General features: G+C 59.7%; 16 protein-coding genes. 11 read left to right on the top strand and 5 right to left on the bottom strand.

The features are described 5' to 3' along the window. The first annotated feature begins 215 nt into the window (after positions 1-215). Positions 216-2063, top strand: a complete 1848-nt coding sequence (locus CKW16_RS18595) for an amidohydrolase (RefSeq protein WP_095129629.1) — start codon at positions 216-218, stop codon at positions 2061-2063. A 124-nt stretch (positions 2064-2187) separates the two neighbouring features. Here the strand turns inward: CKW16_RS18595 and CKW16_RS18600 are convergent, their stop codons facing one another. Further along, entirely contained in the window at positions 2188-3159 is a 972-nt protein-coding gene (locus CKW16_RS18600) for a zeta toxin family protein (RefSeq protein ID WP_095129630.1), read from the bottom strand. A gap of 425 nt (positions 3160-3584) precedes the next feature. On the opposite strand from CKW16_RS18600, the gene CKW16_RS18605 reads away from it, so the two are divergent. The 3 genes from CKW16_RS18605 to CKW16_RS18615 all read left to right on the top strand — a co-directional run bounded on the left by CKW16_RS18605 (position 3585) and on the right by CKW16_RS18615 (position 6785). Beyond that, a complete protein-coding gene (locus CKW16_RS18605) occupies positions 3585-4448 on the top strand; it encodes a LysR family transcriptional regulator (RefSeq protein ID WP_033061633.1) in 864 nt (287 codons plus the stop codon). Between the two features lie 106 nt (positions 4449-4554). Further along, positions 4555-5700 (top strand): SRPBCC family protein, encoded by a 1146-nt coding sequence (locus tag CKW16_RS18610; RefSeq protein ID WP_095129767.1) that lies wholly within the window; start codon positions 4555-4557, stop codon positions 5698-5700. Further along, a complete protein-coding gene (locus CKW16_RS18615) occupies positions 5697-6785 on the top strand; it encodes an SMP-30/gluconolactonase/LRE family protein (protein ID WP_095129631.1) in 1089 nt (362 codons plus the stop codon). Before CKW16_RS18610 ends, CKW16_RS18615 begins: the two co-directional genes overlap by 4 nt. A gap of 170 nt (positions 6786-6955) precedes the next feature. Here the strand turns inward: CKW16_RS18615 and CKW16_RS18620 are convergent, their stop codons facing one another. Further along, entirely contained in the window at positions 6956-7198 is a 243-nt protein-coding gene (locus CKW16_RS18620) for a DUF465 domain-containing protein (RefSeq protein ID WP_046048501.1), read from the bottom strand. Between the two features lie 217 nt (positions 7199-7415). Here CKW16_RS18620 and CKW16_RS18625 point away from each other — a divergent pair, with 217 nt between their 5' ends. Further along, positions 7416-7937, top strand: coding sequence for a DUF4142 domain-containing protein (locus CKW16_RS18625; protein WP_095129632.1), 522 nt, complete (start codon positions 7416-7418; stop codon positions 7935-7937). 81 nt (positions 7938-8018) lie between these two features. Here CKW16_RS18625 and uvrA read toward each other — a convergent pair whose 3' ends face one another. The 3 genes from uvrA to CKW16_RS18640 all read right to left on the bottom strand — a co-directional run bounded on the left by uvrA (position 8019) and on the right by CKW16_RS18640 (position 13915). Continuing rightward, the gene (gene uvrA / locus CKW16_RS18630; protein WP_095129633.1) at positions 8019-10637 is read right to left on the bottom strand and encodes an excinuclease ABC subunit UvrA; all 2619 of its coding nucleotides are present in this window, start codon (positions 10635-10637) and stop codon (positions 8019-8021) included. 141 nt (positions 10638-10778) lie between these two features. Continuing rightward, positions 10779-12890, bottom strand: coding sequence for a PAS domain-containing sensor histidine kinase (locus tag CKW16_RS18635; RefSeq protein ID WP_095129634.1), 2112 nt, complete (start codon positions 12888-12890; stop codon positions 10779-10781). 335 nt (positions 12891-13225) lie between these two features. After that, positions 13226-13915 (bottom strand): GntR family transcriptional regulator, encoded by a 690-nt coding sequence (locus tag CKW16_RS18640; protein ID WP_008154995.1) that lies wholly within the window; start codon positions 13913-13915, stop codon positions 13226-13228. 140 nt (positions 13916-14055) lie between these two features. Between CKW16_RS18640 and CKW16_RS18645 the strand changes: the two genes are divergently transcribed. The 6 genes from CKW16_RS18645 to CKW16_RS18670 all read left to right on the top strand — a co-directional run bounded on the left by CKW16_RS18645 (position 14056) and on the right by CKW16_RS18670 (position 20779). After that, a complete protein-coding gene (locus CKW16_RS18645; RefSeq protein ID WP_095129635.1) occupies positions 14056-15141 on the top strand; it encodes an ABC transporter ATP-binding protein in 1086 nt (361 codons plus the stop codon). Between the two features lies 1 nt (position 15142). Then, positions 15143-16060, top strand: coding sequence for an ABC transporter permease (locus tag CKW16_RS18650; protein WP_095129636.1), 918 nt, complete (start codon positions 15143-15145; stop codon positions 16058-16060). Beyond that, complete coding sequence (locus CKW16_RS18655; RefSeq protein ID WP_046048507.1) at positions 16057-16845, top strand: ABC transporter permease; 789 nt, start codon at positions 16057-16059, stop codon at positions 16843-16845. The genes CKW16_RS18650 and CKW16_RS18655 overlap by 4 nt, the downstream gene beginning before the upstream one ends. A gap of 39 nt (positions 16846-16884) precedes the next feature. Continuing rightward, positions 16885-17949 carry an extracellular solute-binding protein gene (locus tag CKW16_RS18660; protein ID WP_371918039.1) on the top strand — a complete coding sequence of 355 codons (1065 nt, stop codon included), beginning with the start codon at positions 16885-16887 and terminating at the stop codon, positions 17947-17949. A gap of 149 nt (positions 17950-18098) precedes the next feature. Beyond that, positions 18099-19295, top strand: a complete 1197-nt coding sequence (locus CKW16_RS18665) for an amidohydrolase family protein (RefSeq protein ID WP_095129638.1) — start codon at positions 18099-18101, stop codon at positions 19293-19295. After that, the gene (locus CKW16_RS18670) at positions 19292-20779 is read left to right on the top strand and encodes an amidohydrolase family protein (protein WP_095129639.1); all 1488 of its coding nucleotides are present in this window, start codon (positions 19292-19294) and stop codon (positions 20777-20779) included. The genes CKW16_RS18665 and CKW16_RS18670 overlap by 4 nt, the downstream gene beginning before the upstream one ends. Positions 20780-20786 lie beyond the last annotated feature (7 nt).

The following is a 20786-nucleotide window of genomic DNA, read 5'->3' on the forward strand; positions in this document are numbered from 1 at the left end:
CTACCTGTGGATTTGCCGTCTATATTCCTTCTGGCCGCATGCGTCAGACATCGGCTGTTTGCCCTCGCTTTTTTTATCAAGAGCCATTGCGCGGAGCACTGCCCATGAGCCCACCTGACCACCACGACGGATTTAACCGCCGACGTGTACTGCAAGGCCTTTCGGCAGGCGCCGTCGGTGCCTGGATCAGCCCGCTAATCGCAGGGAGTAAAACCATGCCCGACGCCCCCGCCGACCTCATCCTGTACAACGGACGCCTGCACACCGTCGATCGCAAAAAACCTCAGGCCAGCGCCGTCGCGATCAAGGACGGACGCTTCGTGGTGGTCGGCAGCGATGCCCAGGCCATGGCCCTGCAAGGCCCCGGCAGCCAAATTATCGACCTGCACGGTCGCACCGTGATTCCCGGCCTCAACGACTCGCACCTGCACCTGATCCGTGGTGGCCTCAACTACAACCTCGAACTGCGCTGGGAAGGCGTCCCGTCACTGGTCGACGCGCTGCGCATGCTCAAGGATCAGGCAGACCGCACACCCACGCCGCAATGGGTGCGAGTGGTCGGTGGCTGGAACGAATTCCAGTTCGCCGAAAAACGCCTGCCGACGATTGATGAACTGAACAAGGCCGCGCCGGATACCCCGGTGTTCGTCCTGCACCTCTACGACCGTGCACTGCTCAACCGCGCCGCGTTGAAGGTGGTCGGCTATACCCGTGACACGCCGAACCCGCCGGGTGGCGAAATCCAGCGCGATGCCAATGGCGACCCGACGGGCATGCTGATCGCCCGCCCCAACGCGATGATTCTCTACTCGACCCTGGCCAAAGGGCCGAAACTGCCACTGGAATATCAGGTCAACTCGACCCGCCAATTCATGCGTGAACTCAATCGCCTGGGTGTCACCAGCGCCATTGATGCCGGCGGCGGTTATCAGAATTATCCGGACGACTATCAAGTCATCCAGCAACTGGCCAAAGACCAACAACTCACGGTGCGCATTGCCTACAACCTGTTCACGCAGAAACCCAAGGAAGAACTGACCGACTTCAAGAACTGGACCAGCACCTCCCACTACGGTCAGGGCGATGACTTTCTACGGCACAACGGTGCCGGGGAAATGCTGGTGTTCTCGGCGGCCGACTTCGAAGACTTCCTCGAGCCCCGCCCCGACCTGCCGCAAACCATGGAGCAGGAACTGGAACCGGTGGTCCGTCATCTGGTGGAACAGCGCTGGCCGTTCCGTTTGCACGCCACGTACAACGAATCCATCAGCCGCATGCTCGACGTGTTCGAGAAGGTTAATCGCGACATTCCGTTCGACGGTTTGCCGTGGTTCTTCGACCACGCGGAAACCATCACCCCGCAGAACATCGAACGGGTCAAAGCCCTCGGCGGCGGCATCGCGATCCAGGACCGCATGGCATTCCAGGGCGAATACTTCGTCGACCGTTACGGTGCCAAGGCTGCCGAAGCCACGCCGCCCATTGCTCGTATGCTGGCCGAAGGCATTCCGGTCGGCGCCGGCACCGATGCCACGCGCGTGTCCAGCTACAACCCCTGGACTTCGCTGTACTGGCTGATCAGCGGTCGCACCGTCGGTGGTCTGGCGCTGTACCCGCAAGGCTTGAGCCGCGATACCGCGCTGGAACTCTTCACCCACGGCAGCGCCTGGTTTTCCTCCGAGCAAGGCAAAAAAGGCCAGATCAAGGTCGGGCAACTGGCGGATCTGATTGCGCTGTCGGCGGACTATTTCCACATCGAGGATGAAGCCGTCAAATGGATCGAATCGGTACTGACCATCGTCGACGGCAAGATCGTCTATGGCAGCGTCGAGTTTGAAAAACTCGGGCCGCCTCCCGTCCCGGTGGTGCCTGAGTGGTCGCCCGTTGCCAAAGTACCGGGCCATTGGAAACCCCTGGCGCCGCTGACGGCGCAGGTTCATCAATGCGTCGGGGCTTGCGCGGTGCATGCGCACAGTCACGAGAGAGCGAGACTGTCCTCCGCGCCGGTCAGTGACTTTCAAGGTTTTTGGGGGGCGTTTGGCTGTTCGTGTTTCGCCTTTTAGAAAAGACGTATAAAAAAGCCGGAACTCATTTGCAGTTCCGGCAATCACGTTCGAACGTTCAATCTTCAATAAGTACGGCACTCAAAACGAACCGTTTATTTTTATACGACGGTACTCCCGTGCATTAGCGAATGGCGTATTTAAGAATATAAGAATAAAGGTTATTCACTGCCAACCCCGCATCCTTCCGATCCAGCTGAAGAGTACCCGCCAGAGCAGCGTGACATTCAAGCACCATCTTTTCACGACCATAACGGTGAAAGATCGCTCCATCGGCAACATCGGAAAATGCCTTGTACACCCCGAACAGAACAGCACCGGACTTGTATTCAATACGCACCTGATTCATGTCCACCGACACCGAAACACCCCCGCTGTTTATCGGCTGCGGCGTCAACTCCCCGACTTTTACGCACTGACTGTGGCAAATCATCCTGCTTTTTTTATCTGTACTAAAGTTACGTTCATACAACGTAATTTCCGAACCTTGGACTTTGGAACAGGCTTCTTCGAAGGCAGTCAACACCGCTTTGGCATTCGCCATGCCCGCGTCTATGTCCCGATGCGAAACGAAGCGTTCCAGCTTGTTCCCTTTCACGCTGTCCAGTGCCCGCACGATGGTCGACACGTGCGCAAAATCTTTTTTGCTCGCGATGACATGAACCTCATATTCATAGAGACAAGCATGTTCACCCGTTTGAAAACCTGCAAACTCACGGGTTTCAAGGCCAGCCTCCATGATAATGCTGTACTTGTCTTCAAGGGATTTCTCAAAGATCATCGCCCCCAGATCCCTGACAAACGCTTCGGTCTGCTTGTAGGCATACACCACGCCATGCTTCTCGATCTCGTCGTAGTGCGGATGACGGGTGCGATATTCAGGCTCGTACAGCGGGACGTAATTTGAATAACGGGAAGTTTTGAGCAGCTCATTGAGCAAATGTGTTTTACCCGCCCCCTCCACACCAACGACCACCAGCATCTTTGGCACGGATTCGTCGACTGCACCTGATGTTCTGGACGCGAACAACTGTTCTTCCATTTCATGGAAAACTTTTTCTACATCTTGTTTCGTATAGGCATATTTATTCGACACTTTCTGAAATTCCTTTTCAGTTGAAATAAGTCCTTTAAATAACCTGGTCTTCGACACAGTAAAAGTTATTGACAATCGTCGAAGCCGCTCAAAAGACAACTCAAGCTAAATCCATTTTGTTACATCGGACAACCAAGAAGATCTTGCAAAACATTTCAGAAAAATATCAACCGCGACTCCGGAAAAACCCCCTACAGAGCAAGCAGTAATGGACTACCTAACACACATCATTAAGTATCGCGCCCAGCGAAACTTCATCGACCTATCAACGAATACCCCTATGTCCAACTTGACAGAATCACTTTCAGAAACACCCTGTTTCTTATAAATCAATGACGTCATTTCAAACTCGAAGACCGCCCTGCGAGGTATCCGTTGCCAGCCCCTGCTCTTACAATGCCTGCACCTCCGACACCGGCCGCCCCATGGACATCGATCTCGCCCGCACCTTTCTGGAAATCGTCCGCCACGGCAGCCTTGCCGCAGCGGCTGAAAAACTCCACGTCACCCAGACCGCTATCACAGCGCGGGTACAGAAACTCGAAAGCCAGCTAGGCAGTACGTTGTTCGTGCGCAACCGCGCCGGTGCGCGCCTGACGCCTAACGGTGAAGCCTTCGTGGTCTACGCCAATCAACTGGTCGAAACCTGGGAAGCGGCGCGACGGGACTTGCCGTTGCCCGAGGGTTACCGCGACGTGTTGCACATCGGTGGCGAGGTCAGTCTGTGCAACCCGCTGATGCTCAGCTGGGCCGGCGCGCTGCGCGAGAAGATCCCCAGCCACGCCCTGCGCATGGAAATCCGTGACGGTGAAAACCTGCTGCGCCAACTGGAACTGGGGGTTTTGGATGCGGCGTTGGTTTACCAGCCCGAGTATTGGCCGCGCCTGCAAGTCGAGCAGGTGCTGGAAGAAAAACTGGTCCTCATCCGCCTGGCCGCAAGACCCGATCCCTACGTGTACATCGACTGGGGCCCGGACTTCCGCCGCCAGCACGACGCGGCCCTGCCGGAAAAAGCCAAAGCCGCATTGAGCTTCAACCTCGGCCCACTGGGCTTGCAATACATTCTGGAAAACGGCGGCAGCGGCTACTTCCGCACCCGGGTGGTCCAGAGTTATCTGGAAAGCGGTGTGCTGGAGCAAGTGCCCAAAGCCCCGGAATTCAGCTACCCGACTTATCTGGTTTACTCCCGCGACCGCGACTCCGCGACCTTGCAACGAGCCTTCGACCTGCTGCGCGAAGTGATCAAATCCGACGATGACTGGTCGCAACGCTGGAACCCGCTGACCTGAATCCGGTTTGCACCGAAGCATGGCGGTTGCGTCCTCAAGGTTGGGCCAGCCAAAACGCCGGGATCGTCTAATCTGCTGGAGATAACAATAACTACAGGTGATTGCAGTGAGGCAGACCACCGAAGCATTCCGCGCCCGCTACCGTGCCGACATTCATCCGCTCTACAACCCATGGCTGCACGGCACTTTTGTGCTGTTGTTCGGGGTGCTGGCCATCGGCGGATTCTGGAGCACCGTGCACCAGGTTCAGCCACTGGAATGGCTGGCGATACCGTTGACGTTGTTGTTCTTCAACTTCGGCGTGTACATGGTCCATCGACACCTGGGGCATCATAAAAAAAACTTCGCGCGAATGTTCTACGCACGCCATGCCGGCGATCATCACAGCTTTTTCGCCCCCGGCCACATGACCTACAACAGTGCCCGAGACTGGCGGGTGATTCTGTTTCCAGCCTGGTTGATCGTGTTGCACACGGTCGTCATCACCCTGCCCGTCTGGTGGCTGCTTGTGCAGTTCGATGCCAACGTCGCCGGGTTGTTCGGTGGCTGCCTGGTCCTCGGCTACCTGACCTATGAAGTGTTCCATGCCTGTGAGCACCTGCCACCGGAGAACCCCGTCACACGGTTGCCGTGGATCCGCCAGATGCGCCGCCTGCATGAACTGCATCACCGTCGTGAGCTGATGCAGGAACGCAATTTCAATATCGTTTTTCCGCTGATGGACTACCTGTTCGGCACCCTCTATTGGGAACCGGAGCCGACTGACCTGCACCCGACGAGAACGACCATGACCCGCATGCAGCATCAGATCGACATTGCTGGAGACCCGATTGACGTGCTCGCCTATGCCAGCACCGTGACCCATTGGCCGGAGTGGCATCCCTCGTCCCTCAAGGTTGATGGCCAGAGTGGTCCGCTGCATGCCGGGGGGCGGTTCGAGGAAGACATCAAGGCGGGCGGGCGTGAAGGACACTTGCACTGGGAAGTTAACGAATACCTGCCAGGACGCCGCTGGAGTGCCTGGGCCCATGACGATCACGGGTTGTCTTTAGTGGTGACTTACGAGTGCGAGGCCCGGGGCGATGGCACACACTTTGTGCGCACCCTGGAGTATCAGTTCAGCGGCCTGGCGATGCGCATTGCCAATCGCCTGCTGCTCAAGCGTCGCATCGATCGTGAGTCGGCAGCTTCGATGTTGGCATTGCGCGAGATGGCGCAAAAACAATTGGCCCCGGCAGGAGTCAGCGCATGAGTCGAACCGTCAAGTTTCGCCATCTGTTGTTGCTGATAATCGTCGCCATCGGCGCCTTTCTGCTGCTGATGCCGACCAAAGTTCAACCGGTGGCCTGGACACCGCCACCGGCGCCCTCCCTCACCAGCGGCATCTACGCCGACAATCAGCGCCTCAAAGGCGTGGAGCGCGTCGGCGCCGCGGATATCGACGGGCCGGAAGCGTTGCTGCTGGAGGAAGACGCTCTCATCACCGGTTTGCATGACGGCCGATTGATCCGTACCAGCCTCGACGGCAAGGTCACCAAAGTCCTGGCCGATACGGGCGGCAGACCTTTGGGCCTGGCCCGTCATCCCAACGGTCTGCTGGTGATTGCCGACGGGGTCAAGGGCTTGCTGTCACTGGATGCCCAGGGCCGATTGATTGCATTGACCACGGCGGCCAACGGCGTGCCCTTCGGCTTCACCGACGACGTGGCGATCGACAAATCCGGGCACTACGCCTATTTCAGTGATGCCTCCAGCCGCTTTGGCTACGGCAGTGACGGCGAAGCGATCATCGAGCACGGCGGCGATGGCCGCTTGCTGCGTTATGACTTCCAGACCGGAAAGACCGCGGTCCTGTTGGACAAACTGGAATTCGCCAACGGCGTGACCCTGGGACCGGACGATGCCTTTGTGTTGGTCAACGAAACGGGCGCCTATCGCATCAGTCGTTACTGGCTGAGCGGCCCCAAAGCGGGCACCCACGATCTATTCATCGACAACTTGCCAGGGTTGCCGGACAACCTCGCATTCAATGGTCGCGACCGCTTCTGGGTGGCGCTCTATGCACCGCGCAACGCATTGCTCGATGCCACCGCGCCGCATCCATTCGTGCGCAAGATGATCGTGCGAGCGATGACTGTCCTGCCTAAACCGGTGGAGAAGCGTGCTTTTGCGCTAGGCCTGGATCTGGACGGTAAAGTCATCGCCAACTTGCAGGACGGTAGCCGCGACAACTACTCGCCGATCACGACCGTTCGCGAGTATGGGGATTGGTTGTATTTCGGGTCGTTGAAGGCCAGACACATGGCGCGATTGCCGTTGAGTACCGCGCTGCAATAGACACCAAATAACCTACAAGGGATTGATGGTGGTGCGTCCTGGACTCAGGGGTTGGGTCATGGGGCACCTCGCATGGAGCCGTAAAGTCGGACTCTGAACATTCGAGGTGCCGGTATTTATCGCCGTTCCAATTCTTCAGTCACCGGTCGCCGGTGACCAGACAGGGCGCGTCAGGACGGCGTCTGGAGTCGATCAACGATCTTTTGCTTAACCTCCACGCGCTTCGCCTTGAGTTTCTTCAATGCGTCATCACTGGGCGCATCCGATTTTGCGGATTCAGCCTTTACGACCTCGGCATCCGCCTGCGAATACTTGTTGATCAGTGAATCCAGTAACGGATCCTTGGTGCGTTTTTGCTGGATATCTTCCTTTGAAAGCTTGAGATCCTGATAAAGGTCGTGTGGCACCGGCATGGAACACCTCCGTTTGTTGATCGGAGGCAAACGCGATCAATTGCGTTCACCAACTATCAGAATGGCCTCGGTTAGCCGGTTCTGTCGACCGCCTATCAGACCAGCGGTGCCCGTTCGTCGCCATACCGCAAACGCAATAAAACCTTTGTCCACTCGTCGGCCTCCACAGACTAACGATCAATCGATCGCCCATGAAAACCTGTGTGGAGAATAACCAATGGACGGATTTACCCTGCGCCACCTCACGCTGGCCGTTGCCTTGAGCACCTGCATGGGCACGGCTTTCGCTGCCACTTCCAATGACTTCGTCGACAGCGCGGCCGCGGGCGGTATCGCGGAGGTCGAAACGAGCCGACTGGCCCTGGAAAAAAGCTCATCGGCGGACATCAAGGCATTCGCCAACATGATGATCACCGATCACGCCAAGGCTAACGATGAACTGGCGGCGCTGGCGAAAAAGAATGACATCGAGATGCCGGACAGCACGACGCTGGTCAAACAGGCGAAAGAGAAAATCCTCGACTTGCGCGATGAATCCTTCGATGCGGCCTATGCCAACAATCAGGTGAAGGCTCACGAAGACACCATCGAACTGTTCAAGAAAGAAGCCAACACGGTGACGGACGACAGAACCAAAGGCGCCACGGACTTGAAAGGTTTCGCGCAAAAAATGCTGCCGGCGCTGGAGAAGCACCTGGAAATGGCAAAAAAACTCCAGGCTGCTCATCCGAGCAAATAACCCTCCCACAAAAAGGCCGCACCGTTTGATGCGGCCGTTTTCAATGCCCCCCGGGGACAGGGTTCCATCGCAAGGCCGAATTTACCCGAGGGTTCTGGCCAAAAACGGTGCCGTCCGGCTCTTTTTGCTGTTGGCCACTTTCTGCGGCGTACCACTGACGACTATCTTCCCGCCCTGATCCCCCGCCCCCGGGCCGATGTCGATCACCCAGTCACTCTGCGCCACCACGCGCATTTCATGTTCGACGACGATCACCGTATGTCCCGCCGTCACCAGGGTATTCAACTGTTCGAGCAGGCGATCGACATCCCTTGGGTGCAAACCGGTGGTGGGCTCGTCGAGCACATACAAAGTTGCCCCGCGCTGGTTGCGTTGCAGCTCGGTGGCCAGTTTGATCCGCTGGGCTTCACCGCCCGACAGCTCGGTCGCCGGTTGACCGAGGCGCAAGTAACCCAGGCCGATATCGCGCAGCACCTCCAGCGAGCGGCGAATACCCGGTTGCTCGGTAAACACCGTGACCGCCTCGTCCACCGTCAGCTGCAACACCTGGGCGATGTTCAAGCCTTGCCAGATGATTGCCAGCGTCTCGGGGTTGTAGCGCGCGCCGTGGCAGGTCGAGCACGGTGCATAGACGCTGGGCATGAACAGCAACTCGACGCTGACAAAGCCTTCACCTTCGCAGGTCGAGCATCGCCCCTTGGCAACGTTGAAGGAAAACTGGCCCGCGTCGTAACCCTCGGCCTGCGCCTCGGGTGTGGCGGCATACAGTTTGCGCACGTTGTCGAACAGCCCTGTGTAGGTCGCCAGGTTCGAACGCGGCGTGCGGCCGATAGGTTTCTGATCGACTTGCACCAGGCGCTTGATCGATTCCAGCCCCGCCGTGACTTGACCGCCGCTCATTTGCGGTGCGTCGTCCTCAAGGCTCAACTCTTGCGTCTCGCTGTCACTTGCCGCGCGCCCGAGATGCGCGCCCACCAGTTCCAGCAACGCCTGACTGACCAGGCTTGATTTACCGGAACCGGAGACGCCCGTCACCGCGGTAAAACAGCCCAGCGGAAACTCGACGCTGAGGTTGTTCAGGTTATTGCGGGTGATGCCTTCCAGCCGTAGCCAATCGTTCGCCTTACGGCTGGCTTGGGGCTGAGTGACCTGTTCGGCGAACAGGTAAGCGCGCGTCTGCGAGTTTGTCACCTGCGCCAACCCTGGCGGCGGCCCGCTGTACAGGACTTGACCGCCATGCTCGCCGGCCGCCGGGCCCACGTCGATCAGCCAGTCGGCGCGGCGCATGGTTTCCAGGTCATGCTCGACCACGAACAAGGTGTTGCCCGCGGCTTTCAAGCGTTGCAGGGCTTCGAACAGCGCTTCGCCATCCGCCGGGTGCAGACCGGCCGACGGTTCATCCAGCACGTAAATCACGCCGAACAACTCCGAACCCAATTGCGTCGCCAGGCGCAGACGCTGCAACTCGCCGGACGACAGCGTCGGCGTGCTGCGTTCCAGTGCCAGGTAACCGAGCCCCAGATCGGTCAACGTGCTGACCCGTTCCAATAAATCCTGAGCGATCCGCTGCGCGGCCAGGCGTTTCTCCACTGACAGGTTCGGTGTGTGGCGGACATCCGGCGCGTTGGCGTGACCACTGGCGCCGTGGGCCACTCGTTGCTCGCGGGCCTCGCGGGTCTGGTCGTGTGTCAATACTTCGCCCGCCGCCTCGGTCTGTTCGAGGTAGCTGTGAGCGGCCACTGGCTTCAAGACTTCGGCCACTTGCAGCAACGGCATCTGCGACAACTCGCCAATGTCGTAACCGGCAAAGGTCACCGACAACGCCTCGCGCTTGAGCCGTTTGCCATCGCACAACGGGCACGGGCTGCCGAGCATGAATTGCGAGACTCTCTTCTTCATCAACGCGCTTTGGGAATGGCTGAAGGTGTGCAGGATGTAGCGCCGGGCGCCGGTGAACGTGCCCTGGTAACTCGGCTCCATGTTGCGTTTGAGCGCGACTCTGGTTTCTTCGGGGGTGAGCCCGGCGTACACCGGCACCGTGGGGGTTTCTTCGGTGAAGAGAATCCAGTCGCGTAGCTTTTTCGGTAGATCGCGCCAGGGTTTGTCGACGTCGTAACCCATCGTCACCAGGATGTCGCGCAGGTTTTGTCCCTGCCAGGCGGTGGGCCAGGAAGCGACCGCGCGCTGGCGAATGGTCAGGCTCGGGTCCGGGACCATCAACGCTTCGGTGACTTCATACACCCGCCCCAACCCATGACAGTCGGGGCACGCGCCCTGGGGCGTGTTGGGCGAAAAATCTTCGGCATAGAGCATCGGCTGCCCCGGCGGATAACTGCCGGCCCGGGAGTACAGCATGCGGATCAGGCTCGACAACGTCGTCACGCTGCCCACCGAAGAGCGCGTGCTCGGCGTCCCTCGTTGTTGCTGGAGCGCCACCGCCGGCGGCAAGCCTTCGATGGAGTCGACGTCCGGCACACCGACCTGATCGATCAGGCGCCGGGCATAAGGCGCCACGGATTCGAAATAGCGGCGTTGCGCTTCGGCGTAGAGGGTCGAGAACGCCAGCGACGACTTCCCCGAACCGGACACGCCAGTGAATACCACCAGGGCATCCCGGGGGATGTCGACATCGACGTTTTTGAGATTGTGTTCCCGGGCGCCGCGCACCCTGACCATGCCGGAGGGAGGGTTGGAAGTCATGAGCAGCCTTGATTGGAAGGTTCAAAGAAATGCGGTTCACCTGTAAGAGCCGAGCTTGCTCGCGATGGCGGTCTGTCTGACACACCGCCATCGCGAGCAAGCTCGGCTCCTACAGGGTGATCGTTCCCAGGGTGGATCGGGTCAGCCGTTAAGGACGGTGCGAACCATCTGTGTGAGCGCCTCGGGACCATAAGGTTTGCTCAGCAAATAAGTATCCGGGCTGAGTTGGTGATTGCGCGAAATAATGTCACGGGTGTGGCCCGAGGTGAACAGCACGGCCACCGGCGGCGTCTGCACCTTGGCCCAGGCCGCCAGGTCCGAGCTTTTGATCAGGCCGGGCATGACCACGTCGGTGAAAATCAGGTCGACCACGGCGCCATCCAGCAACATCTGCATCGCGACATCACCGTTGGCCGCCGTCAGCACTTGATAACCCTCTTCGTTCAGTAATTCCACCGCCGAGCTGCGCACCGCCTCGTTGTCCTCGACCACCAGAATGGTTTCGTGTCCGCCTCGCTGTTGCGGGTAATGACGTGTTGTTTCGTTAAGCATCGGCCGCAGGCTGCGAGGGAAATACAGCTGCACCCGAGTGCCCTGCCCGACCACGCTGGAAATCTCGATATGCCCGCCACTTTGCTTGACGAAACCGAACACCATGCTCAGGCCCAGCCCCGTGCCCTGGCCATCGGCTTTGGTGGTGAAAAACGGTTCGAAAGCCTGTGCGAGTACTTGCGGCGACATGCCAACCCCCTTGTCAGCCACTGCTACACAGACATAGTCGCCGGCGACGATGCCCTTGCCTGCGCAAAATTTGCTATCAAGGGCAATGTTCTCGGCGCTCAGGTCAATGGTGCCCTCGCCGTTCATGGCGTCCCGGGCATTGATCGCCAGATTGAGGATGGCATTTTCCAGTTGATTGTGGTCCACGTAGATGTGCCAAAGGGCTTCGACCGCGCGGACATTGATCTGAATGGTTTCCCCCAGCGCCCGCTGCAACAATTCCCCGAGCCCATCGAAGACCTGCCGCAGATCGCAGACCGCTGGCGACAAGGGTTGACGACGGGCGAACGCGAGTAATTGCGAAGACAGTTTGGCGCCGCGCTCGACTGCGGCAATCGAAGCGCTGACCCGGCGCTGCACGTTGGCGTTGTCCGGTTCATGCCGCGCCAGCAAGTGCAGGTTGCCGGCGATCACCTGCAACAGATTATTGAAGTCATGGGCCACGCCGCCGGTGAGGCCGCCGATGGCTTCGAGTTTCTGCGATTGACGCAGTTGTTCTTCAGCGGCCAGCCGCGCTTCGACTTCGTCGGCAACGCGTTGCTCCAGGTTGCGGGTGAACTTGAGCAAGGATTCTTCGGCAGTCTTGCGTTCGTGGATATCGATCAACACCCCGGGAAAACGGAACGGTTCGCCCTGCTCATTGAACTCGCAGCCGCCACTCGCCAGCACCCACAGATAACTGCCATCCGGGCGCAGGACCCGATACTCGGCGTTAAACGGTTCGCCGGTTTCCACTGATTGATCGATCTGCTCCTGCACCCAGCTGCGGTCATCGGGATGGATCCGTGCTTCGGCGACGTCCATTGGCAAGTTGGCCAGGTTTTGCTCCGGCGGGTAGGAAAAGGTGCGGGCGAAACGCTCATCGCCGGAGAGCACGTTGTCCTTGATGTCCCAGACGAACGAGCCGAGCAAAGCCCCGGCATTGAGTGCCAGGCGCACCCGTTCGTTGTCGGCGTGATAGGCATCCTCGGCGGCTTGACGGCGTCGCTCGGAAATCACGTGCTCGGTGGTCTCGACCACCATCGCCATGACTCCGGCCGGTTTCCCGTCATCATCCGCCACCGGGCTGTAATAGAGGTCCAGCCAGACATCTTCGGGAACCCCGTCGCGCAGCAACTCCAGGACTTTGTTGCGATAGGACAAGGTGCCGCCAGCCAGGCAGGTGTCGACCACATGCCGATTGAACTCGGCGACTTCCGGCCAGCCCAGTTCCACCGGGGAACCCAACAGGTAAGGATGGCGGCCACCGGCAAATTTCGAGTACGCGTCGTTATAGATCATGTAACCGGGGCGGCCCCACAGCATCACCATCGGCAGTGGGGACGCGAGCATCAACTGCACCGCGCTGCACAGGCTTCTGGGCCAGGTGTCCATGTTCCCAAGCTCAGTCAGGCTCCAGTCGAACGCGCGAATGCGCCCGGCCATTTCACCGTTCCAGCCTGCACACCCATGGCTATCGTCTAGAAACTGCATCGACTGACTCTGTATCCCTGTAGATGACTGGCTTAAGGGATCGCAACGGCATGAGGACGGTGCGTGCCCGTTTGTTTCGAGCATCGCCGTCGCCAATGGTTTCATAGAGGTTAGCTGATTCTTGATCTGCAGATTTTTGTGGGTTTGCCGTGAGGGCTTTGTAGCAGCTGTCGAGCCTGCGAGGCCGCGTTCGGCGGCGAAGCCGTCGTGAAATCAAACACCTCGGTGTGTCAGGACAAACTCGGATGCAGGGTTTACGACGGCTTCGTCCGAACGCGGCCCGAGCCGAACGCAGCCTCGCGCTGCTCGACAGCTGCTACAAGATTTCAGCGTGGCTAAACCTCGATCAGATGCTTGAGCGGGTGGTAGCCGGTTTTCAGCGTGGCGGCGACGTCGAGAATGGCCTTCTCGATGCCATTCAAATGCATGCAGGTCAGTTCGATCGCGGCGCTCTGATTGCCCGCTTCGATGTACTCGATCAGCCGCAGGTGTTCGTCGTCGCGGCAAGCTTCGTGACTGTCGTCATCCAGCGCGGCGGCGTACAGCGAGGCGCGGGAAATCAGCTTGCGGAACCAGTCCAGCAACACCGGATTGTTGAGGCTTTGCGCGAGCTTGATGTGGAACTCGCCAAGCAGATGAATCAACCGTTCATGGTCGCCACTGCGGTGCGCTTCATCCTCCAGCAACAGGTGATCGCGCAGGTCCTGGGTCACGGCAGTATCACGACGACGGCAGAGCTCAGTGACGATGCCGATCTCGATCAGGCGCCTCGTCTCAAACAGCGAACGGATCTCCTCATCACTGGGCAACGACACCGACGCCCCTTTGTTGGGCTCGGTGGTGACCAGGCCATCGGCTTCCAGTTGCTTGAGCGCGGCACGAACCGACGTTCGGCTGACATTAAAAAGTTCGGCCAATGACGCTTCGCCGAGCTTCATCCCGGGACGCAATGAACGTTTGCTGATCGCCTCGTAAACCCCTTGGTAGACGCGGTCGACCGTGGTCTCGAGTTTTTTCTCGGTCATCTGAACACTCCTTTAGCGCTAAACAACCGGCCCCAGGCGATGAGCAGCCTTTGAAAAAGGGGGTTGCACGAGCAGATTAATCCGGTTATTTCTAGATTGCATCCAGATATTGCATACAATAATTAGAGGAATGCACCAATATGGGTCATCCAGCAGCGATTGAAGTGCGTAACGTCTCCAAGCGGTATTCCGACGATCCGGGGCTGGCTCCAGCCCTCGACAACGTTTCAGTCGACATTGCCGACAATGAATTCTTCACCCTGCTCGGCCCTTCCGGCTGCGGCAAAACTACCTTGTTACGCACCATCGCCGGTTTCGAACAGGTCAGCGAAGGCGAGATTCGTCTGGCGGGTGAACCGGTCAATGATTTGCCACCGTTCAAGCGCCGGGTCAACACAGTATTCCAGAGCTACGCGCTGTTTCCGCACATGAGCGTCGCGCAGAATATCGCCTTCGGCCTCGAGATGCAGGGTCTTGATCGCAAGCAAATTGCCCAGCGCGTCGATGAGATGCTGGCGCTGGTGCAAATGCAACACCTGGCCGAGCGCAAACCGGCCGAGTTGTCCGGTGGCCAGCAGCAGCGCGTGGCCCTGGCCCGAGCCCTGGCGCCGAAGCCAAAAGTGCTGTTGCTCGACGAACCGCTGTCGGCACTGGACTTGAAGCTGCGCAAGGAAATGCAGGTCGAACTCAAGCGCGTACAGAAAGAAGCCGGGATCACCTTCATTTTCGTCACCCACGATCAGGAAGAAGCCCTGACCCTGTCCGACCGTATCGCCGTGATGTCCGCCGGCAAGATCCTGCAAATCGGCACACCGAACGATATCTACGAACGACCGCAACACCAATTCGTTGCGCAGTTTATCGGCGACATCAACTTCCTCCCCGGCCACCTCAAGCGCGGCCAGCGGAACGAAAAACTGTTCGTGCCGAGCGGCATGCCGGTGGAAATCCCTTGCCCGGCTCAAGGCTTCGACGGCGCCAGCGTGCAACTGGCGTTCCGCCCGGAGCGTTCGCAATTGGTCGACCCGGCGCAACCGCATCACCTGCGCGGCGTGATTGAAGCGGTGTTGTATGTCGGCACCGCGACCCTTTACCAGTGCCGCTTGAACAACGACATCAAAGTCATGTTGCGCGAGAACAACGAAGGCCTGAACCGTGGCCGGGTGGTCGGCGATCGCGTCGCGGTCAACCTGCCGCCCCACGCCTGTCTGTTGATGGAGGCCTGAGATGAGCGTCAGCAGCACTTCTCCCGCCCTCAACCGCGCGCTGTTGCTCAGCCCGGTGGTTCTGACTTTGCTGGCGCTGATCGCCATTCCGCTCGGCATCATGGGCTACATCAGCCTGTTGCCGCGCAACGTTTACGGCGGTGTCGACTGGCAGGCCAACTGGCAACTGCAAAGCTACGTGCAACTGTTTTTCCAGGAAGGTTTCGACGGTGAACTGGAACTGAACTGGGTCTACGCCCAGGCGTTGTTGCGCTCGGTGTTCCAGGCCGGCGGCACCACCTTGCTGTGTTTCCTGTTCGGCTTCCCGGTGGCCTTATGGATGTCGAGCCTGACACCGCGTCGGCGCAACCTCATGGTCTTGCTGATCACCATTCCGTTCTGGACCAACCTGCTGATCCGCAACTACGCCTGGCTGATCATCCTGCGCGAGCATGGCTGGGTTGCTCAGAGCCTCAACGCGCTGTTCCCCCAGGCCGGTGGCATCACCCTGCTCTACAACGACTTCGCGGTCAGCGTCGGGCTGGTCTACAGCTTCCTGCCGTTCATGATTCTGCCGATCTACTCGACCCTGGAAAAACTCGACTGGCGACTGGTGGAAGCGGCGTACGACCTCGGCGCCAATCGCTGGCACGCGCTGAAGCGGATCATCCTGCCGCTGTCGATGCCCGGCGTGATTGCCGGTGCGTTGCTGGTGTTTGTGCCGAGCCTCGGTGCCTTCATCACCCCGGCGATTCTCGGCGGCGGCAAGACGCTGATGATCGGCAACCTGATCCAGCAACAGTTCGGCACCGCGCGTAACTGGCCGCTGGGCAGTTCGCTGTCGTTCCTGTTGCTGGGGATTCTGCTGCTGTCCCTGGTGCTTTACGCCCTTTATAGCCGCAGCGCCGCCAAAACCCTTCGTCGGGGAGCCACCGCATGATCGCCCTGCACCTGAAAAAACTGCCGCTGACCCGCGAAGTCAGCCTGCTGATCCTGGCATATCTGTACGTGCCGATATTCGTGCTGATCGCCTACAGCTTCAACGCCAACCGCTCGGCGACGGTGTGGACAGAGTTCTCTTTCGCCTGGTATGGACGGATTCTGGCCAACCCGTCGATCCAGACCGCCGCGCTGAACTCGATCATCGTCGCCGGCATCGCCACGGTGTGTGCCACGGCGATTGCGTTGCTCGCGGCGTTGGCGACTTACCGGCCGTTCTATGGACAGAAGATGGTCGAGGGCGGGATCAACCTGCCCCTGATCCTGCCGGAGATCGTCACCGCCGTGGCCACGCTGCTGCTGTTCATGGCGCTAGGGATCAAGCTCGGTTTGCTGACGGTGATCGTCGCGCACATCGGCTTCTGCATTCCCTTCGCTTACCTGCCGATCCGCGCGCGGCTCAATGACCTGGACAAGAGCTTGCTGGAGGCGGCGAACGATTTGTACGCCAACCCGTGGCAGGTGTTTCGCCGGGTGACGCTGCCGCTGCTGTGGCCGGCGGTGTTGTCCGGTTCGGTGCTGGCGTTCGTGGTCAGCCTCGACGATTTCATCATGACCTTCTTCGTTGCCGGACCCGGTTCGACGACGTTGCCGGTGTACATCTTCTCGGCAATCAAGTCCGGTGTCACGCCGGAGATCAACGCGATTTCAACCCTGATGCTGGTGATTTCCATCGTGCTGGTGGTGCTGGCCTTCTGGCTGGGACAGCGCGGCAAAAACCAATGAGCCCTTTCCTTCGCGGTACTTTCGGAGCGTAAAACCATGATGTTGAAAAACACGATCTTCAAAAGCATGCGTTACGGCGTCGCCGGTCTGGCCCTCAGTTGCTTCAGCGTTTTCACCGCGCAGGCCGCCGAACCCAAGGAACTGTTCTTCTACAACTGGACCGACTACTACCCGGTCGATCTGCTGGCCAAGTTCGAAAAGGAGACCGGGATCAAGGTCACCATGGACGGCTACGACAGCAACGAAACCCTGCTGGCCAAGTTGCAGGCCGGCGGCGCGGCCTATGACGTGATCGTGCCGTCGCAATCGATCATGCGCACGTTGATCAACCAGAACCTGCTACTGCAAATCGACGCGTCGACCCTGCCCAACTTCCAGTACGTCAAACCGGCCTTCCGCAACCCGGGTTTCGACCCCGGTCGCAAGTTCTCCGCCCCATACCTGTGGGGCACCACCGGGTTTTCCTATGACAGCGCGCGGGTGCCCGGCGGCAAACTGGACGATTCGTGGAAAGAGTTCTTCGAACCGCGCAAGGAACTCGAAGGCCAACTCGCCGCCCTCGACACCTCCAGCAGTGTGATCAACGCCGCCAGCCATTACCTGAACGTCGACGAATGCAGCGAAAACCCACAAGACGCCAAGCGCATTCTGGAGCTGCTGAAAAAACAGAAACCACACTTGAAGATGTACAGCTCGGACAACACCGTCGACCGCATGGCCTCCGGTGAAGTGATCATGATGCAGAACTGGAACGGCTCCACCGCCCGAGCCACGTTGCAAAAAAGCACCATCAAGTACGTGTACCCGCGCGAAGGCCTGGCGATGTTCCAGGACAACTTCGCCGTACCGAAAAGCGCCCCGCACCCTGGCAACGCGAAGATCTTCATCGACTGGATGATGAAACCGGAAAACGCCGCCGCCGTGTCCAACGCCATCGCCTACGCCAACGGCATCCAGAGCGACAAGCTGATCGACGCCAAATGGCGGGTGATGGACGCGATCAATATGCCTGACGAGTTCGCCTCGCGCCTGCGCCCGGAGAAAGAGTGCAGCAACAAGGCGCGCGAGCTGCAGGACCGGATCTGGTCGAAGCTCAAGGGTTGATCCGAGACCGCGTCACGGCCATCGCGAGCAGGCTCGCTCCCACAGGGTTCTCGGTTGGAAAACTATCTTTGTTCCAACACAAACCCTTGTGGGAGCCGAGCTTGCTCGCGATGAGGCCCGCCCTAACACCACAAAACTTGAGGTTTCTCATGACTCAACCCCGCTGGCTACGCAACGTGCGCCCCTACGGCTCCCCCGCCGAAGACCTGCTGATCGAAAACGGCCTGTTCAAGCAACGCCGCCCTGCATCAAGCGCCGCGCTGACCACCACCGACATCGACGGCCAAAACCAGCTCCTCACCCCGGCCCTGGTTGAAAGCCACGTCCACCTCGACAAAACCCTCTGGGGCCAACCCTGGCGCCCGAACAGCGCCGGCCCGACGCTCAAGGATTACATCGCCAACGAGCGCCGCGTGCTGCGTGAAGTCCATGCACCGATTGCCCAACGCGCCGGCGCCCTGCTGGAAAACTGCATCGCCCGTGGCTCGCTGACGATGCGTTGTCACGTCGACATCGATCCGGAATTCGGCCTGCGCCATGTCGAGGCCATGCAACAGCTGCGCGAAGGCTACCGCGACCTGATCGACCTGCAACTGGTGGTGTTCCCGCAAACCGGCCTGATCAGCCGCCCCGGCACCGCCGAACTGATGCGCGAAGCGATGGCCCTGGGCGTGGAAAACGTCGGCGGCCTTGACCCGTGCGGCATCGACAACGACCCGATAGCACAGCTCGACTTCGTGTTTAAGCTGGCCAGCGAATTCGAGCGTGGCGTCGACATTCATCTGCACGACAAGGGCGAACTGGGCCTGTGGCAGATCGCACTGATCGCCGACTACACCGAACGTTTCGGGCGTCAGGGTCGGGTGATGATCAGCCACGCTTACTGCCTAGGGATGTTGCCGTGGAGCCAGGTCAAACTGGTGGCCGAACGCCTGGCGGCGTTGGGCATTTCGCTGATGAGTTCGGCACCGGCCGATTGCGCGGTGCCGCCGTTCCTCGCCTTGCGTGAGGCCGGGGTGAATGTCTGCCTGGGTTCGGACGGCATTCGTGATGCCTGGTCGCCCATGGGCAACGGCGACATGCTGGAACGGGCGATGCTGCTGGCGTTTCGTTTCGACTTGAACAAGGACGATGAACTGACGGCGGCGTTCGAAGCCGCGACGGTGAATGGCGCTCGGGCGTTGGGCTGTGAAGGTTATGGGCTGGAGATCGGCCAACCGGCGGACTTTTTGCTGATGCCGGTGCAGACGCTGGGTGAGGCGGTGGTGTCGCGGCTGGCGCGGCAGGTTTATCGCGGCGGTGAGTTGATCGCCTCCGGTGGCCGTCTGCTGGAAAGCCGTTTGTGAAGCGCATTGGCCTCAAGAGCAGCTGCGTCGTTGGTTTCGACGGCACACAGCATGTGCTGTGGCGCGACGGCCAAGTGGTGTTCGAAGGTTCGCGCATCGTGTTTGTCGGGCGGGATTATCCGGGGCCGGTGGACCAATGGATTGATTACGGCAACGCGTTGATCGGTCCGGGCTTCATCGATCTGGATGCACTCGGGGATCTTGATTCGACGGTGCTGACGCTGGACAACGGCGATGAACGCGACATGGGCCGGATGTGGTCCGAGGACTATCTGGCGAGCGGTCCGCGAGAGAGTTACAGCGCGGATGAAGAAGTCTTCAAATACCGCTACGCCTTCACTCAGCTGATCCGCAACGGCATCACCACCGCCATGCCGATCACCTCGATGTATTACCGCGAGTGGGCCGAGACTTACGACGAGTTTTCTGCGGTGGCCAGTGTGGCGGCCGAGTTGGGGCTGCGGACTTACCTCGGCCCCTGCTACATGAGCGGCATGAGTTACTGGCGTGCCGATGGAAGCCTCGGGCATCACTGGGATGAAGCACGAGGCATGGCCGGGCTCGACGCGGCTGCTCGGTTTTTCCATGATTTCGACGGTGCGCACGAGGGTTTGATTCGCGGCGCGCTGCTGCCGGACCGCATCCAGACCTGCACCCCGGCCCTGCTGCAACGCACTGCCGCGCTGAGTCGGGAACTGAACGCGCCGATGCGTTTGCATTGCTGCCAGGGGCTCGGTGAGGTGGCGATGGTCGAGCAACTGCGCGGCGTGTCACCCCTGACCTGGTTGCAGCAACTGGACCTGCTGACCCCGCGCAGTCTGCTGCCCCACGGCATCTACACCTCAGGCGATGACGATCTGCAACGCGTGGTGGATGGCGGCGCGAGTCTGGTGCATTGCCCGGTGGTGTTTGCCCGTGACGGCGAGGCGCTGAACTCCTTCGGTCGCTATCGGGCCAAGGGCATCAACTTCGCCTTGGGCACCGACACCTGGCCGGCGGATATGCTGGAAAACATGCGCCAGGGTCTGAACATCGCGCGATTGATGGAAGGCAGTGGTTCTTTGACCCGCACGCTGGATTTTTACAATGCGGCCACTCTCGGCGGCGCCAAAGCCTTGGGCCGCGATGATCTGGGCCGCTTGGCACCGGGCGCCAAGGCCGACATCACGGTGTTCAGCCTTCGCGGCCTGCATTTGGGGCCGCTGTTCGACCCACTGAAAAACCTGTTGCTGGCAGGGCGCGGTGACGACTGCATCGCCAGCTACATCAACGGCCGCTGCGTGATGCAGGACGGTCAGGTGCAGGGCGTCGACTACCCCGCCTTGCAACGCCAGGCCCAACAACAATTCGAAAAACTGATGCGCAGCCACAGCGACCGGGCCTTCGGCCAACCGGACTGGAAAGGTCTGTTCAAACCGGCCATCCCGTTCGCTGACGACTACAGCGCACACGCGCCGCTGAGCGCAATTGATCCCCTTCTTTAGAGAGTCC

Source organism: Pseudomonas sp. Irchel s3h14, from assembly GCF_900187425.1.
GTDB lineage: Bacteria > Pseudomonadota > Gammaproteobacteria > Pseudomonadales > Pseudomonadaceae > Aquipseudomonas.

What these genes read in the sequence shown, in the direction of transcription:
- CKW16_RS18605 (WP_033061633.1), top strand. Translation starts at nt 3,585, where the DNA reads ATGGACATCGATCTCGCCCGCACCTTTCTGGAAATCGTCCGCCACGGC.
- CKW16_RS18620 (WP_046048501.1), bottom strand. Translation starts at nt 7,198, where the DNA reads ATGCCGGTGCCACACGACCTTTATCAGGATCTCAAGCTTTCAAAGGAA.
- CKW16_RS18640 (WP_008154995.1), bottom strand. Translation starts at nt 13,915, where the DNA reads ATGACCGAGAAAAAACTCGAGACCACGGTCGACCGCGTCTACCAAGGG.
- CKW16_RS18635 (WP_095129634.1), bottom strand. Translation starts at nt 12,890, where the DNA reads ATGCAGTTTCTAGACGATAGCCATGGGTGTGCAGGCTGGAACGGTGAA.
- CKW16_RS18595 (WP_095129629.1), top strand. Translation starts at nt 216, where the DNA reads ATGCCCGACGCCCCCGCCGACCTCATCCTGTACAACGGACGCCTGCAC.
- CKW16_RS18660 (WP_371918039.1), top strand. Translation starts at nt 16,885, where the DNA reads ATGTTGAAAAACACGATCTTCAAAAGCATGCGTTACGGCGTCGCCGGT.
- CKW16_RS18655 (WP_046048507.1), top strand. Translation starts at nt 16,057, where the DNA reads ATGATCGCCCTGCACCTGAAAAAACTGCCGCTGACCCGCGAAGTCAGC.
- uvrA (WP_095129633.1), bottom strand. Translation starts at nt 10,637, where the DNA reads ATGACTTCCAACCCTCCCTCCGGCATGGTCAGGGTGCGCGGCGCCCGG.
- CKW16_RS18615 (WP_095129631.1), top strand. Translation starts at nt 5,697, where the DNA reads ATGAGTCGAACCGTCAAGTTTCGCCATCTGTTGTTGCTGATAATCGTC.
- CKW16_RS18625 (WP_095129632.1), top strand. Translation starts at nt 7,416, where the DNA reads ATGGACGGATTTACCCTGCGCCACCTCACGCTGGCCGTTGCCTTGAGC.
- CKW16_RS18650 (WP_095129636.1), top strand. Translation starts at nt 15,143, where the DNA reads ATGAGCGTCAGCAGCACTTCTCCCGCCCTCAACCGCGCGCTGTTGCTC.
- CKW16_RS18645 (WP_095129635.1), top strand. Translation starts at nt 14,056, where the DNA reads ATGGGTCATCCAGCAGCGATTGAAGTGCGTAACGTCTCCAAGCGGTAT.
- CKW16_RS18665 (WP_095129638.1), top strand. Translation starts at nt 18,099, where the DNA reads ATGACTCAACCCCGCTGGCTACGCAACGTGCGCCCCTACGGCTCCCCC.